Below are 12,979 nucleotides of genomic sequence, written 5' to 3' on the forward strand. Positions count from 1 at the left end.
ACATGAACTACTGGCTGTTCAAATCCGAACCCTCGGTCTTTTCCTTCGAGGCGCTGAAGGCCAAGGGCAAGGCCGGCACGCAATGGGACGGCGTGCGCAACTATGCGGCGCGCAACAACATGAAGGCGATGCAGATCGGCGATCTCGGCTTCTTCTACCATTCAAATGAAGGGCTGAATGTCGTCGGCATTGCCGAGGTCTGCGCGCTTGCCCATCCCGACTCGACGACCGACGATCCGCGCTGGGAATGTGTCGACATCCGCGCCTTCAAGGACGTGCCGAACCCGCCGACGCTGGAACAGGTCAAAGCCAATCCCAAGCTGGCCGAGATGGCGCTGGTGCGGCTCGGGCGGCTTTCCGTACAGCCGGTGACTCCGGCCGAATGGAAGGAAGTCTGCCGCATGGGCGGCCTGACGCCGGCTCCGTGACGGTCCTCACGCCGAACAGCGCGAGAAAGTTCATTCTCGACAATACGGCGCTGATGGCGCCGCCGCATGTGCCGGAAATTTTTCTGCGGCTTGCCGACGAGGCCCACGACCTCTGGCAGCGGACCGAGGACGAACTGACCGAAATCGGCTTGCCGCCGCCCTTCTGGGCCTTTGCCTGGGCTGGCGGGCAAGGCCTTGCCCGTTACGTGCTGGACAATCCGTCCGATGTTCGGGGGAAACGCGTGCTCGACTTTGCCTCCGGCTCCGGCCTTGTCGCCATCGCCGCAGCCAAGGCCGATGCTTCGCAAGTGATCGCCACCGACATCGACCCATTCTGCGAAACCGCGGTTCGCCTCAATGCCGAAGCCAATGGCGTCGCAATCGAGTTTTGCGGCACCGACTGCATCGGCATGGACGCAGGCTGGGACGTGGTGCTGGCCGGCGACGTTTTCTACGACAGATCCTTTGCCGACAGGCTGATGCCGTGGTTTTCGACGCTGAAGGCGCGCGGCGCCGACATCCTCGTTGGCGATCCCGGCCGCTCCTATCTGCCGAAGACAGGGCTGGAGCCGCTGGCCGGCTACGAAGTGGCGGTCACGCGGGCGCTGGAGGATGCCGAGGTCAAGCGCACCACCGTGTGGCGCTTCGCTTGACGGCGCTGCCGAACAGGCGTTCCATCGCGCATTGATTTGAAGAATACGCATGTCGTTTTCTTAAACCGTCAGGCTTTGGGCGACATGCTTGAGGGGAGGACCTTATGGATTTTTCAGCAGTGAACTGGCTGGCGGTGATTGTCGCGGCCGTGCTGGCGTGGCTGTTCGGTGCCGTCTGGTACATGGCTTTGAGCAAGCCGTGGCTGAAGGCGGCCAAGCTCGATCCGGCAACGATGAGCAAATCGAAACTGCCCTTCGTCATCTCCTTCATTGCCGAACTCATTATGGCGCTGGTTGTTGCTCTGGTTGTCGGGGCGATGACCGGCGGCGAGCCGGCCCTTGCCGCCGGCCTGGTCTTCGGCTTCGTGCTCTGGCTCGGCTTTGTCGCCACGACGCTGACGGCCAACCACCGCTATGAAAATTTCGGCTGGGACCTGACTCTGATCGACGGCGGCCACTGGCTCGGCGTGCTTTTGATCATTGGCGCGGTGATCGGCTGGTTCGGCGCACCGGTCGTCGCCGGTTGAGGCCTGTCGCGATCGTCAGGTCTGCGTCCTGGCGACTTCCTCAAGCAGCCATTCGCGGAAGGCGATGATGCGCGGATCGTCGGCAGTGCTTTCGGGATAGACCAGGAAATAGGCGAATTCGGCCCCTACGCGCAGGCCGAGTTCGAAGGGCTGCACCAGCCTGCCTTCGGAAAGGTCGTTTGCCACCATGGCGAAATCGGCGAGCGCGACCGCATTGCCTTCGAGCGCTGCCTGAACGGCATCGGTGGAATTGCCGAACACGATGGTCCGGCTGTCGTCGAAATCGGTGACGCCGGCAGCCGCCATCCACATGCGCCAGTTCGGCCAGGTCACGCCTTGTCGCGCCCATTCGATATGGGCAAGCGTGTGGTTGAACAGATCGCGCGGCTCGCGCAGGGGCGGACCGGACCGCAGCAGCCCCGGACTGCACACCGGAATGATGATGTTATCGAACAGACGATGGGCGCGAAGGCCCGGATATTTGCCGACGCCGAAGCGGATGCCGACATCGACGTCGTCGAGCTCGAAATCCCGCAATGTGTAGGCGATGTCGAATCGGAGCTCGATATCGGGCTGATGCTTGCGAAAATCGTCGACGCGCCGCATCAGCCATTTTGATGCGAACTGCGCGTCGAGCGTCACCTTCAACAATGCCGTGCCGCGCGTCGCCTTGCGCGCCCGCGACACAGCCCGGTTGAGCAGGTCGAGCGCATCGATGGAGGCCTCGAACAGCAGCGTGCCCGCCGCAGTCAGCCGGATGGTGCGGCTGGTGCGCGTGAACAGCACCAGCCCGAGCTGATCCTCGATTTCCTTGATCTGGTGGCTGACCGCGGCAGGCGTCAGGCCGAGCTCGTCGGCGGCGCGGGTGAAATTGAGGTGCCGAGCCGCCGCTTCCAGCGTCCTTAGCGCGCGGGTTCCAGGCAGAAGGCGGGACATGCCATCCTCAAAAAAAACTTGATGATCTGAAAAGAACTACTCGTTTCTCTCCGCGATTTCAATGCGGCATGATGCATCTATCGAAACACCATCAAGCCGGATTTGATATCCAGCGGAACCGGAGCACATCATGTCCATCATCGTTCTGAACACGCCAGCCACCCGTTCGTCCTGGCTCCTCGCCATCACCGATTGGCTTCGCCAGGCAAGGGTCGCGATCAACCTGCCCCGCCAGGATGTCGAGGATCTGTCGGATCGCCAACTGCGCGACATCGGCGCCAGACGCAAGGACGTCACCCGGGCAGTGGACCGGGAACTGGGCAGGCTGGGACTGCTGGATATCGGTTGGCAGCGGAATAAGGGAATAGGGCAATAGGGAGGGGGAATAGAGAGACCACTCAGCTGCTAATCTCCCTACTCCCTACTCCCTACTGCCTACCTTACCACCCTCACCACCGTCCTATCCGAAATCAGCGGAAATAGCCTTGCCATCGTCCTCGCGGTCACCGCCACGCAGCCTTGCGTCGGCGTGAAGCCGGGGCGCGCCAGGTGGAAGAAGATGGCGCTGCCGCGGCCGCGCCGGCGCGGCGCCATGTTCCAGTCGAGCACCAGGCAGGCGTCATAGAGGCGATCGTCGCGCCGCATCCGCTCATGGCTGGCGCCGTAGGGGATTTTCACCGGCCGATTGTAGTTGCGGTCGTCCGGCACCTCGCACCAACCGAGATCCGGGCCGATCGGCGCCATCGCCAGCCGGGTTTTGCGGGCCGCCGGAAAATGATCGCCGCGAAAATACCCCGACAGAATCCGCATCTCGCCAAGCGGCGTTGCACCGTCACCTTCGCGCTTGTTGGCAGAGATGCCACCGCGTCCGAGCGCGCAGGCAAATACCTTGCTGCCGGCCTGCAAAATCCCCTGGCTGGGGTTGCCGGGCCTCGCCCGCACCACCAGCACACGCAGCCCTTTTGGCAAAATTGCGCCGGCCGCATTGCGAACGCGTTTTTTCTTGTATGATCGTGTCACGGAACAAATCACTGTGATCGGACTGTTGCGCCGGTCAGCTTCCGCATAAATGGGGGTCGGTCAACTGAAAATTCTTTTCAAAACAACGGATTGATCCATGACATCACGTACCATTCTTATCGTTGACGATGATGACGACCTGCGCGGAACCCTCGTCGAGCAACTGGCCCTTTACGAAGAATTCGACGTTCTGCAGGAAGCGACCGCCGCCAAAGGCGTTGCCGCGGCGCGTGGCGGGCTCATCGACCTGCTCATCATGGATGTCGGCCTGCCCGACATGGATGGCCGCGAAGCGGTGAAGATCCTGCGCAAGGGCGGCTACAAGGCGCCGATCATCATGCTGACCGGCCACGACACCGATTCCGACACGATCCTGGGCCTGGAAGCCGGGGCCAACGACTATGTCACCAAGCCGTTCCGCTTCGCGGTGCTGCTCGCCCGCATCCGCGCGCAACTGCGCCAGCACGAGCAGAGTGAGGACGCCACCTTCTCGGTCGGTCCCTACACCTTCAAGCCCAGCCAGAAGCTTCTCATCGACCAGCGCGGCGCCAAGGTGCGGCTGACCGAAAAGGAGGCCTCGATCATCAAATATCTCTACCGCGCCGACCAGAAGGTGGTGACGCGCGACGTACTGCTCGAGGAAGTGTGGGGCTACAATTCCGGCGTCACCACGCACACGCTGGAAACCCACGTCTACCGGCTGCGCCAGAAGATCGAACGCGATCCTTCCAATGCTGAAATTCTTGTGACAGAAAGCGGCGGCTACAAGCTGGTTCCTTAAACATTTCATTATTCAATAGGCGGTCGGGGCGGGACTGTTTCAGGGTACGATCCGGCTGGAGGGCCTGGATCGACCCGCGCATCGGCCCGAAAATCGATTCGGTTTTTGGGAAGAACGCTGCGCAGATTGAAAAATGTTGGAGCGTACCTTGCGTGACCAGGAGGACGCGCGGCGCTCTAAGGGAGGGATTGGACTGACCGTTCGGGGACGCAGCTAGAGATGGCGCTGGATGACGACATCCGCATCCTGTCCGCCGTGAAACTCTTTGAGGGTTTCACGCAGGAACAGCTGCGCCTGCTCGCCTTCGGCGCCGAGGCCACCCATCTGCAGGCCGACCGCAAGCTGTACCGCGAAGACGACGAAGCCGATTCGGCCTATATCGTGGTCAGTGGGAAGATCGTGCTCTACCGCGAGCAGGATGGCGACCGCATACCGATCGGCACCGCCGGTCCCGGCACGATCCTCAGCGAACTGGCGCTGATCGCCGACTCAAGGCGGCTGACCAGCGCCTCGGCCGAGACCGATTCCGAAGTGATCCGCCTCAGCCGCAAGATGTTCCGTCGCATTCTCGAGGAGTACCCCGACGTGGCGGTGAAACTGCACCAGCGCATTCTCGAAGATTTCCAGGCCATGATCGCCCGCATCGAGAAGCTGGCGCCGCGGTTTGGCGGGTAAGTCTAATTGCCGTCTCGGACGGGTTTTGGCCTGAACAGGCACCAGAATGGCTTTCCCGGCGCAAGTTCACCTTGGCCGAGGAGTTGAAACCCGCAACGCTCATAGAAAGCCAAATTCTTGCGTTGTGCGGTTTCGAGAAAAGTCCCTGTCGAGACAGTATCTCTTTCGGCAAGATCGCAATAAGCCCTGATGAGCGCGCCGCCCGCCCCCTTTCCCTGCATCGAGGGGTGAACGCCCAGGACTCCAAGATAGAAATGCGGTTCCTGCGGTTTGTATTTCTCGCTGATGGCGTCGGCCTTCTCGAAGCGCAAAGCCATCGATGCCTGCCTTTGCTGAAGCAGAGCCCATCTCTCCTGGTGAGCCGGGAGCCATTCAGGCCGATGCACATCATAGCCCATCACCGCACCCAGGATGCGGCCTTCGCTCTTTAACAGCAGCACAGGCATCCCAAGCGCGAGGCGCGCCGCCATCAGGATCGAAAAGAACTCTGTCACCAGGCCCTGACGCTGCGCAGGATCGCCCGAGAAGAAAAACGCCATCTGCGGATCTACGGCAAAGGCAGCCGCCAGACAGTCGGCGGCCGATGTCACATCCGGCTCTTCTGCTGCCAGTATTTCCAATCAGCGACTCCTTCGGCCCATGGCCTAATCCAGGTCGAACCGTGCAATCACCGGCACATGGTCCGACGGCCGGTCCCAACTGCGTGCCTCGCGCAGGATTTTGTAGCCGGCAAAACTTGGCACCAGGTTCGGTGACGACCAGACATGGTCGAGCCGGCGGCCGCGGTTCGACGCCTCCCAGTCCTGCGCGCGATAACTCCACCAGGTGTAGAGCTTTTGCTCGAGCGGCACATTGAGCCGCATCAAGTCGACCCAGTCGCCGGCGATCCGCATCGCCTCGAAATTTTCGGTCTCGACCGGCGTGTGGCTGACCACATTGAGCAATTGCTTGTGCGACCAGACATCATGCTCCAGCGGCGCGATGTTGAGGTCGCCGACCAGGATCGAGGCCGACGCCTCGTCATGCGCGGCGCGGATGGCGTTCATCTCGTCGACGAAATCGAGCTTGTGGCGGAATTTGCGGTTGATCTCGGGATCGGGCTCATCGCCGCCGGCCGGCACATAGAAATTGTGGATCAGGATCGCCTTGCCGCCGGCCTGCAACTTTATGGACAAATGGCGGCTGTCGTCGATCTCGCAGAAGCGCCGCCTCTCGATCACCTCGATCGGCCGCCGCGCCACCGTCGCCACGCCGTGGTAGCCCTTCTGGCCATGGAAGGCGATGTGCTCGTAGCCGGCCTTGCGGAACGCTTTTTCCGGAAAGAGCTCGTCGGGAACCTTCGTCTCCTGCAGGCAGAGCACATCCGGCGCCTGCTCCTTCAAGAGCCGCTCGACGATCGGCATGCGCAGGCGCACGGAGTTGATGTTCCAGGTGGCGATGGAAAAGGGCATGGCGAGATCCGGAGGCGCAACGCCGCCGGAACCGGATGAGGTCGACGGAAATGACGCCTTTTTGAAGAGTCAGTTTCCGAAGACTACTGCCAGCCACGCGCTGTAAAGACAAGCCGACGCCAATTGATGACCTGCCCGGAGGCGGCCCTCGATCTAGCGGTTGGAGCCGTTGGTGTTCAGCTCGCGATTCGCCTTGTAGTCGATGGCGAACGTATCTGCCGGGAAGCTGACGCCTTCCTTGGTGTTGTAGATCATCACCGTGGTGTCCTTGCCCTGCGCGTCGGTGATGGTCCACTGGCGCAGGTCGTAGGATTTCGGATCGAACATCATGGTGATCTTCGAATTGCCGAACACCGATTTGTCGGCGAGCTGGATGGTGGTGAGGTCGCTCTCTTCCTTGATCGATTTGACACGACCGCCGGAGAGATCGATCCGGTTGTCGAGCAGAAGCTTCAGCGGCGTCTTCGACAACGGATAAAGATCGGACGTTTTCAGCCGCTGATTGAGGATGACCACCGACTTGCCGTCGGAGATCACCCGGAAGTTCGACTTGCCGTCATAGTTGAAGCGGATCTTGCCCGGCCGCTCGAGGAAGAACTTGCCGCCGGTCTGCTGGTTGTTGGGGCCGAACTGGACGAACTCGCCGGACATCGATTTGACCGAGGAGAAGTGGTCGGCGATCTTCTGCGCCGTTGGCGGCACCGCGGCTTGCGCCGAGGCCAGGAGCTGGAACCCCGGCATGACATTGACGGCCGCGGCGCCGGCAAGCATCAGGCCGAGGCCGAGCAGCTTACGGCGGTTTGGAGCGAAATCGCTGATCGCGGAAAGATCGTTTTTCATGCCGGTCACTCTCGTGTGGTGTGTGTCTCGTTGCAGTCCGTGGACCCCCAGTTAGACTTAAGTTTGGCGGACCGGACAGCGCTCCGTCGCTGTAACGCGCCAAAAGGTTCAAGGTTGCCGCCGGTCGTATCAGCTGATCAGAACTTGTCGTCCTCCGTCGGAACCAGGATCTCGCGTTTGCCGGCATGGTTGGCCGGGCCGACAATGCCTTCCTTCTCCATCTTCTCGATGATCGAGGCGGCGCGGTTGTAGCCGATGCCGAGCCGGCGCTGGATGTAGCTGGTCGAGGCCTTGCCGTCACGCAGCACCACAGCCACCGCCTGGTCGTAGGGATCGTCGGAATCCTCGAAATTGCCGCCACCGCCTCCACCGCCCTTGCCTGACGGTTCGTCGTCATCCTCCTCGCCGTCATCCTCGGTGATGGCGTCGAGATATTCGGGCACGCCCTGCAGCTTCAGATGCGCGACGATCCTCTCGACTTCATCATCGGAGACGAACGGGCCGTGCACGCGCTGGATGCGGCCGCCGCCGGCCATGTAGAGCATGTCGCCCATGCCGAGCAGCTGTTCGGCGCCCTGCTCGCCCAGAATTGTGCGGCTGTCGATCTTCGACGTCACCTGGAAGGAGATGCGGGTCGGGAAATTGGCCTTGATGGTACCGGTGATGACGTCGACCGACGGACGCTGCGTCGCCATGATCACGTGGATGCCGGCCGCACGCGCCATCTGTGCCAGGCGCTGGACAGCACCTTCAATGTCCTTGCCGGCGACCATCATCAAATCGGCCATCTCGTCGATGATGACGACGATGTAGGGCATCGGTTCGAGGTCGAGATTCTCGGTCTCGTAGATCGCCTCGCCGGTCTGGCGGTCAAAGCCGGTCTGCACGGTGCGCGAGATCTTCTCGCCCTTCTTCTCGGCCAATTGCACGCGGGCGTTGAAGCCGTCGATGTTGCGCACGCCGACCTTGGACATCTTGCGGTAGCGGTCTTCCATCTCGCGCACGGTCCATTTCAGCGCCACCACCGCCTTCTTCGGATCGGTGACGACCGGCGTCAGCAGATGCGGAATGCCGTCATAAACGGAGAGTTCGAGCATTTTCGGATCGATCATGATCAGCCGGCAGTCCTGCGGCGTCAGCCTGTAGAGCAGCGACAGGATCATGGTGTTGATGGCGACCGACTTGCCCGAGCCGGTGGTGCCGGCGACCAGCACGTGTGGCATCTTGGCGATGTCGACGATGACCGCCTCGCCGTTGATGGTCTTGCCCAGCGCCAGCGCCAGCTTCGCCTTGGTGGTCTCGAAATCGCGGCTGGCCATGATCTCGCGCAGATACACAGTCTCGCGCTTGGCATTCGGCAGTTCGATGCCGATGGCGTTGCGGCCAGGCACCACGGCGACACGGCAGGCAATGGCACTCATCGAACGGGCGATGTCGTCCGACAGACCGATGACGCGTGACGATTTGATGCCGGGCGCCGGTTCCAGCTCATAGAGCGTGACCACAGGGCCGGGCCGCACCGCGATGATCTCGCCCTTGACGCCGAAATCTTCCAGCACGCCTTCGAGCAGGCGCGCATTCTGCTCCAGCGCGTCCTTGGAGAGGCTTGCATCGCGCACCACATTCTTCGGCTCGGACAGAAAATGCAGCGACGGCATTTCGAATGTTTCCGAGCCGATCAGCGAGGTCTGCGCCTCGCGCTGGACGCGGGCGCCTGGAGCCGGACGCGGCGCAGGTGCCGCGACACGGGTCGCCGCATCGGAGCGGAAGTTCTGCACCTTGGCGTTCGCCGCGGCACGGCGCTGGACCGGCTCCTCGTCGAGTTCGACGTCTTCATCGCCATTGTCGAACCCGGCATCGAGGACGTCGTCATCATCAGGATCGACGGAAACGCTGCGGTCATTGACCATGGCGGCGAAGAATTCCGGCTCGACGCGGGCGCGGCCATCCGGGCTCATCCGCGATTCGGCGAACTCGGCCGATTCGACCCGTTCGGCGGCCCGGCGCCAAGCCGTGGAGCGCTGCTCCATCTCCGGCTCGTACTCGTCGCGCTCCTGCTGGCGGCGTACGGCGCGGCGGTGCATCCAGGCGCGGAACGACAGCCACCAATGGGTGATGGCGCCGAGCGCCAATATGCCCTCGTCGCCCTCGTCCTCGTCTTCGTCGAAGAGCAGGTCGTCCTCTCGAGGATCCGGCTCCGCAGTGCGCTCCATGACGGCAAAGCCGTTCTTGCGCGCAATCAGCGCCGAGCCATAGGCAAACAGCCACAGCGCTGGCGCAATGAGCACCATGGCAATGATGCTGGCAACGATCCCGGTTGGGTAGCCGCCAATGACCAGGCCGGGGATATTGAGCACCATGTCGCCGAACACGCCGCCGAGCCCGGTCGGCAGCGGCCAGGTCTTGGGCGGCACCACGCAGCCGGCCATTGCCGCGGCAAGCAGCGCGAAACCGAACCAGGCGAGGCCGCGCTTCGGCAGCCTGTCGACGCCACGTGCCGAAAACAACAGAAAGCCCCAGATAACCGCCGGCACCAGGGCGGCGACCGCAGCCAGGCCGAAGAACTGCATGGCGAGGTCGGAGAACACCGCCCCGGCATAGCCCATGGCGTTGGTGACGATGTTGTCGGTGGCGTGCGAAAAGCTCGGATCGGCGACGTTCCAGGTGGCAAGCGCCGCGACACCGAAGGCAACCAGCGCAAACAGGCCGGCGCCGACCAGTCGTCCGACCTGGCGCCGCGCGAATGCCTGGATGCCGTGCCCCGTATCGGTCAGCGCGAGCGGTGCTGAAGCCCCTGAACGCATGCTTCGTTCCCCGTCTGTTTTTGCCTGGCCGGGCGCATGACGCACTCCGGCAGATTCGGATGCCAGACTATCGGGGGGAAGGTTAAGGCCGCATTAACTATACGGCCGTGGCTGCGATCTTGCGCAGAGCGCGGCACGGCCGTTTCGACGAAACTCATGCCTGCTGCGACAAAGGGATGCCAGCGGTGACGCAAGATAGTTTTTCTCGCTTTGACAGCGTCGGCTTTTCGTAGACCTTTTTCATGGTGACACGTCCTGTTTGTGTGAAGTCGCGAATCCCGCGATCTTCCACGAGGTGCCACACCAGTCCTGCGCTTGCATCTCCCGCGCGGGAGATGCTGACGGAAATGGCGGGCACCTGGCCCACCATCCCTTTGTATCGAACGTCAGTTGGCGCCGCCGAGCGCCTGGACGTTGGCGCAGAATTCGGCATGCGGCTTGCTCATTGCCGCGTCGTTGCATTCCTTCTTCATAGCTTCCTGCTTTTCCATCGGCATCGCCATGAAGGCCGCCTTGAACTCCTCCATCGGCTTCATCTTCATCATGCCGGAATCGGTGAAGAACGGCGCCATATTGTCGGGTTCGTCGAGCGCGCCGGCGAAAACCGGGCCACTGACCATGGCCAGCGCCATTACGCCGAGGCAGATGTTCCTGAGGTTCATAACGAATTCCTTCCCTGTCGATTTCAGCGGCCACCTGAACGACGACCGTTTCCACAGTTCGGAACAGAAGTGGGCGATGTTTCCTTGGGATGGCGCATCACACGAACGTGATTGCGCGGAATCGTGGCTCGAAGGAATGCTTTGCCAAAAAAGAGGCCCGGAACGACCCGGGCCTCAAAGCGTGAGCCCTTTTCGGGAGCGTCACGACGGGATGGGAGGATGCGGGGCGGCGCAAGCCGCCCGGCACTGATGACGCTACGAGTGATAGGCCGCTTCGCCATGCGCGGTGAGATCGAGGCCTTCGCGCTCTGCGTCGGCCGATGGACGCAGACCGACGATCATGTCGACGATCTTGTAGAGGATCGCGCTGCCGATGCCCGACCACAGGATGGTCACCAGGACACCTTTGCCCTGCGCCAGCAACTGGGTGGCCGTTCCGGCATAGCCGGCCGCGAAGTCGGCCGTCGAATAGTCGACGATGCCGGCACCGCCGAGGGCGGGATTGACCAGGATGCCGGTGCCGAGCGCGCCGATGATGCCGCCGACGCAGTGGACGCCGAAGACATCGAGGCTGTCGTCATAGTCGAACGTGTTCTTCACCACAGAGACGAAGAAGTAGCAGACGAAGGTGGCGACGATGCCGAGCACAATGGCGCCCATCGGCCCGGCAAAGCCGGCAGCCGGCGTGACGGCAACGAGGCCGGTCACCGCACCCGAAACAGCGCCGAGCATGGAGGCTTTGCCGCGCAGCAGCGATTCAAGCACGATCCAGGTCACTGCCGCCGCCGCCGTCGCGACGAAGGTGTTGATCATGGCCAGCACCGCATAGGCGTTTGCTTCGAGGTTGGAACCGGCGTTGAAGCCGAACCAGCCGACCCACAGCAATGAGGCGCCGACCATGGTCAGCGTCATCGAGTGCGGTGCCATGATGTCCTTCTTGTAGCCGATGCGCTTGCCGATCATCAGGGCGCCGACGAGGCCGGCGATGCCCGCATTGATGTGAACGACCGTGCCGCCGGCGAAGTCGATGGCGCCGAAACTGAAGATCAGGCCGGACGGGTCGGAATAAGCGCTCGGACCACCCCAGAACCAGACCATATGCGCGATCGGGAAGTAGACGAACGTGACCCAAAGGATGACGAAAAGGATCAAGGCGGAGAACTTCACGCGTTCGGCGAAGGCGCCAACGATCAGCGCTGGCGTGATGCAGGCAAAGGTCATCTGGAATACGACGAACACCAGTTCAGGAATAGCGACGCCCTTGGTGAAGGTCTCCGACAGCGTCGAGACGCTGACACCGGAGAGGAACGCTTTAGACAGGCCGCCGACGAAGGCATTGCCGGCGGTGAATGCGAGGCTGTAGCCGTAGAGAACCCAGACGATCATGACTACGCTGGTGATGGTGAAGACCTGCATCAGCACCGACAGCATGTTCTTGGTGCGAACCAGGCCGCCGTAGAAAAGGGCAAGGCCGGGAATGGTCATCAATAGCACCAGCACGGTGGAAATCATCATCCACGTGGTGTCGCCCTTGTCGACGGTGAAAGCGGGGGCTGCCGGCGCGGCCGCGGCGACGGCGGGGGTCGCTTCCTGCGCCAGCGCGGCGACAGTGCCCAAAGCTCCGAGCGCGAACGAGCCCAGCAGCGCGGACCGCGCCGCTGACTTCAAGGTGGAAGGAATATTCATTGAACTCTCCATTGGAATACGTGTTCGCCGCTCAAAGCGCGTCGGTGTCTGTTTCGCCGGTGCGGATGCGCACCGCCTGATCGATGCCGAAGACGAAGATCTTGCCGTCGCCGATCTGGCCGGTCTTGGCTGACGCCGTGATGGCTTCGACGGCCTTGTCGACCAGGTCGGGGCTGACCGCGACTTCGATCTTGATTTTCGGCAGGAAACTGACCGCGTATTCCGCCCCGCGATAGATTTCCGTGTGTCCCTTCTGACGCCCGTAGCCTTTGACTTCGGTGACGGTCAGGCCCTGGATGCCGACGGCGGTGAGCGCTTCGCGCACCTCGTCGAGCTTGAACGGCTTGATGATTGCCATCACGATTTTCATAAGGTTTCACCCTCTGCTGTTGCGGTCCCCCGCGTTTGCACACCTTCACCGATCCCAAAGAGCCCGGAGAGTGCCCGACAGGATTCAAGCTCCGTGCCAGTTGCCGAAGCAGGGTGTTAACTCGTTGTAAACAAACGGATTGCCCA

The 12,979-nt window shown here is 62.1% G+C and carries 16 protein-coding genes; 6 read left to right on the forward strand and 10 right to left on the reverse strand.

The genetic code is table 11. The features are described 5' to 3' along the window. The first annotated feature begins 2 nt into the window (after positions 1 to 2). From ACWGTO_RS14580 to ACWGTO_RS14590, 3 genes are all read left to right on the forward strand, one after another. Positions 3 to 428 (forward strand): EVE domain-containing protein, encoded by a 426-nt coding sequence (locus ACWGTO_RS14580; protein WP_112621800.1) that lies wholly within the window; start codon positions 3 to 5, stop codon positions 426 to 428. Beyond that, positions 383 to 1,081 (forward strand): class I SAM-dependent methyltransferase, encoded by a 699-nt coding sequence (locus ACWGTO_RS14585; protein ID WP_454575527.1) that lies wholly within the window; start codon positions 383 to 385, stop codon positions 1,079 to 1,081. Before ACWGTO_RS14580 ends, ACWGTO_RS14585 begins: the two co-directional genes overlap by 46 nt. A 104-nt stretch (positions 1,082 to 1,185) precedes the next feature. Beyond that, complete coding sequence (locus ACWGTO_RS14590) at positions 1,186 to 1,608, forward strand: DUF1761 domain-containing protein (RefSeq protein WP_454575528.1); 423 nt, start codon at positions 1,186 to 1,188, stop codon at positions 1,606 to 1,608. Positions 1,609 to 1,623: 15 nt separating this feature from the next. Here the strand turns inward: ACWGTO_RS14590 and gcvA are convergent, their stop codons facing one another. After that, positions 1,624 to 2,544, reverse strand: coding sequence for a transcriptional regulator GcvA (gene gcvA / locus ACWGTO_RS14595; RefSeq protein WP_454575529.1), 921 nt, complete (start codon positions 2,542 to 2,544; stop codon positions 1,624 to 1,626). A 130-nt stretch (positions 2,545 to 2,674) separates the two neighbouring features. Here gcvA and ACWGTO_RS14600 point away from each other — a divergent pair, with 130 nt between their 5' ends. Then, positions 2,675 to 2,920, forward strand: coding sequence for a hypothetical protein (locus ACWGTO_RS14600; protein WP_454575530.1), 246 nt, complete (start codon positions 2,675 to 2,677; stop codon positions 2,918 to 2,920). A 59-nt stretch (positions 2,921 to 2,979) separates the two neighbouring features. On the opposite strand, the gene ACWGTO_RS14605 is transcribed toward ACWGTO_RS14600, so the two are convergent. Further along, entirely contained in the window at positions 2,980 to 3,516 is a 537-nt protein-coding gene (locus ACWGTO_RS14605; protein WP_454575782.1) for a L,D-transpeptidase family protein, read from the reverse strand. A 145-nt stretch (positions 3,517 to 3,661) separates the two neighbouring features. Here ACWGTO_RS14605 and ACWGTO_RS14610 point away from each other — a divergent pair, with 145 nt between their 5' ends. Further along, positions 3,662 to 4,345 (forward strand): response regulator transcription factor, encoded by a 684-nt coding sequence (locus ACWGTO_RS14610; RefSeq protein ID WP_112561232.1) that lies wholly within the window; start codon positions 3,662 to 3,664, stop codon positions 4,343 to 4,345. A gap of 219 nt (positions 4,346 to 4,564) precedes the next feature. Continuing rightward, positions 4,565 to 5,020 carry a cyclic nucleotide-binding domain-containing protein gene (locus ACWGTO_RS14615; protein ID WP_454575531.1) on the forward strand — a complete coding sequence of 152 codons (456 nt, stop codon included), beginning with the start codon at positions 4,565 to 4,567 and terminating at the stop codon, positions 5,018 to 5,020. Positions 5,021 to 5,022: 2 nt separating this feature from the next. On the opposite strand, the gene ACWGTO_RS14620 is transcribed toward ACWGTO_RS14615, so the two are convergent. The 8 genes from ACWGTO_RS14620 to ACWGTO_RS14655 all read right to left on the reverse strand — a co-directional run bounded on the left by ACWGTO_RS14620 (position 5,023) and on the right by ACWGTO_RS14655 (position 12,833). Next, entirely contained in the window at positions 5,023 to 5,640 is a 618-nt protein-coding gene (locus tag ACWGTO_RS14620; RefSeq protein WP_454575532.1) for a GNAT family N-acetyltransferase, read from the reverse strand. Positions 5,641 to 5,664: 24 nt separating this feature from the next. After that, on the reverse strand, positions 5,665 to 6,471 hold the full coding sequence (locus ACWGTO_RS14625; RefSeq protein ID WP_454575533.1) for an exodeoxyribonuclease III: 807 nt from the start codon (positions 6,469 to 6,471) through the stop codon (positions 5,665 to 5,667). A gap of 153 nt (positions 6,472 to 6,624) precedes the next feature. Next, positions 6,625 to 7,311, reverse strand: a complete 687-nt coding sequence (locus ACWGTO_RS14630) for an outer membrane lipoprotein carrier protein LolA (RefSeq protein WP_454575534.1) — start codon at positions 7,309 to 7,311, stop codon at positions 6,625 to 6,627. Positions 7,312 to 7,448: 137 nt separating this feature from the next. Further along, positions 7,449 to 10,115, reverse strand: coding sequence for a DNA translocase FtsK (locus ACWGTO_RS14635; RefSeq protein ID WP_454575535.1), 2,667 nt, complete (start codon positions 10,113 to 10,115; stop codon positions 7,449 to 7,451). A 154-nt stretch (positions 10,116 to 10,269) separates the two neighbouring features. Beyond that, a complete protein-coding gene (locus ACWGTO_RS14640) occupies positions 10,270 to 10,485 on the reverse strand; it encodes a hypothetical protein (RefSeq protein ID WP_454575536.1) in 216 nt (71 codons plus the stop codon). A gap of 16 nt (positions 10,486 to 10,501) precedes the next feature. Beyond that, positions 10,502 to 10,777 (reverse strand): hypothetical protein, encoded by a 276-nt coding sequence (locus ACWGTO_RS14645; protein ID WP_454575537.1) that lies wholly within the window; start codon positions 10,775 to 10,777, stop codon positions 10,502 to 10,504. A 255-nt stretch (positions 10,778 to 11,032) separates the two neighbouring features. After that, positions 11,033 to 12,481, reverse strand: coding sequence for an ammonium transporter (locus ACWGTO_RS14650; protein ID WP_454575783.1), 1,449 nt, complete (start codon positions 12,479 to 12,481; stop codon positions 11,033 to 11,035). 13 nt (positions 12,482 to 12,494) lie between these two features. Then, complete coding sequence (locus tag ACWGTO_RS14655; protein WP_454575538.1) at positions 12,495 to 12,833, reverse strand: P-II family nitrogen regulator; 339 nt, start codon at positions 12,831 to 12,833, stop codon at positions 12,495 to 12,497. Positions 12,834 to 12,979: the final 146 nt, after the last annotated feature.

Source organism: Mesorhizobium sp. PL10 (assembly GCF_053714315.1).

Excerpts from the sequence above, each read along its gene's own strand:
- ACWGTO_RS14580 (WP_112621800.1), top strand. The coding sequence starts at position 3 with ATGAACTACTGGCTGTTCAAATCCGAACCCTCGGTCTTTTCCTTCGAG.
- ACWGTO_RS14585 (WP_454575527.1), top strand. The coding sequence starts at position 383 with ATGGAAGGAAGTCTGCCGCATGGGCGGCCTGACGCCGGCTCCGTGACG.
- ACWGTO_RS14590 (WP_454575528.1), top strand. The coding sequence starts at position 1,186 with ATGGATTTTTCAGCAGTGAACTGGCTGGCGGTGATTGTCGCGGCCGTG.
- gcvA (WP_454575529.1), bottom strand. The coding sequence starts at position 2,544 with ATGTCCCGCCTTCTGCCTGGAACCCGCGCGCTAAGGACGCTGGAAGCG.
- ACWGTO_RS14600 (WP_454575530.1), top strand. The coding sequence starts at position 2,675 with ATGTCCATCATCGTTCTGAACACGCCAGCCACCCGTTCGTCCTGGCTC.
- ACWGTO_RS14610 (WP_112561232.1), top strand. The coding sequence starts at position 3,662 with ATGACATCACGTACCATTCTTATCGTTGACGATGATGACGACCTGCGC.
- ACWGTO_RS14615 (WP_454575531.1), top strand. The coding sequence starts at position 4,565 with ATGGCGCTGGATGACGACATCCGCATCCTGTCCGCCGTGAAACTCTTT.
- ACWGTO_RS14625 (WP_454575533.1), bottom strand. The coding sequence starts at position 6,471 with ATGCCCTTTTCCATCGCCACCTGGAACATCAACTCCGTGCGCCTGCGC.
- ACWGTO_RS14630 (WP_454575534.1), bottom strand. The coding sequence starts at position 7,311 with ATGAAAAACGATCTTTCCGCGATCAGCGATTTCGCTCCAAACCGCCGT.
- ACWGTO_RS14635 (WP_454575535.1), bottom strand. The coding sequence starts at position 10,115 with ATGCGTTCAGGGGCTTCAGCACCGCTCGCGCTGACCGATACGGGGCAC.
- ACWGTO_RS14640 (WP_454575536.1), bottom strand. The coding sequence starts at position 10,485 with ATGGTGGGCCAGGTGCCCGCCATTTCCGTCAGCATCTCCCGCGCGGGA.
- ACWGTO_RS14645 (WP_454575537.1), bottom strand. The coding sequence starts at position 10,777 with ATGAACCTCAGGAACATCTGCCTCGGCGTAATGGCGCTGGCCATGGTC.
- ACWGTO_RS14655 (WP_454575538.1), bottom strand. The coding sequence starts at position 12,833 with ATGAAAATCGTGATGGCAATCATCAAGCCGTTCAAGCTCGACGAGGTG.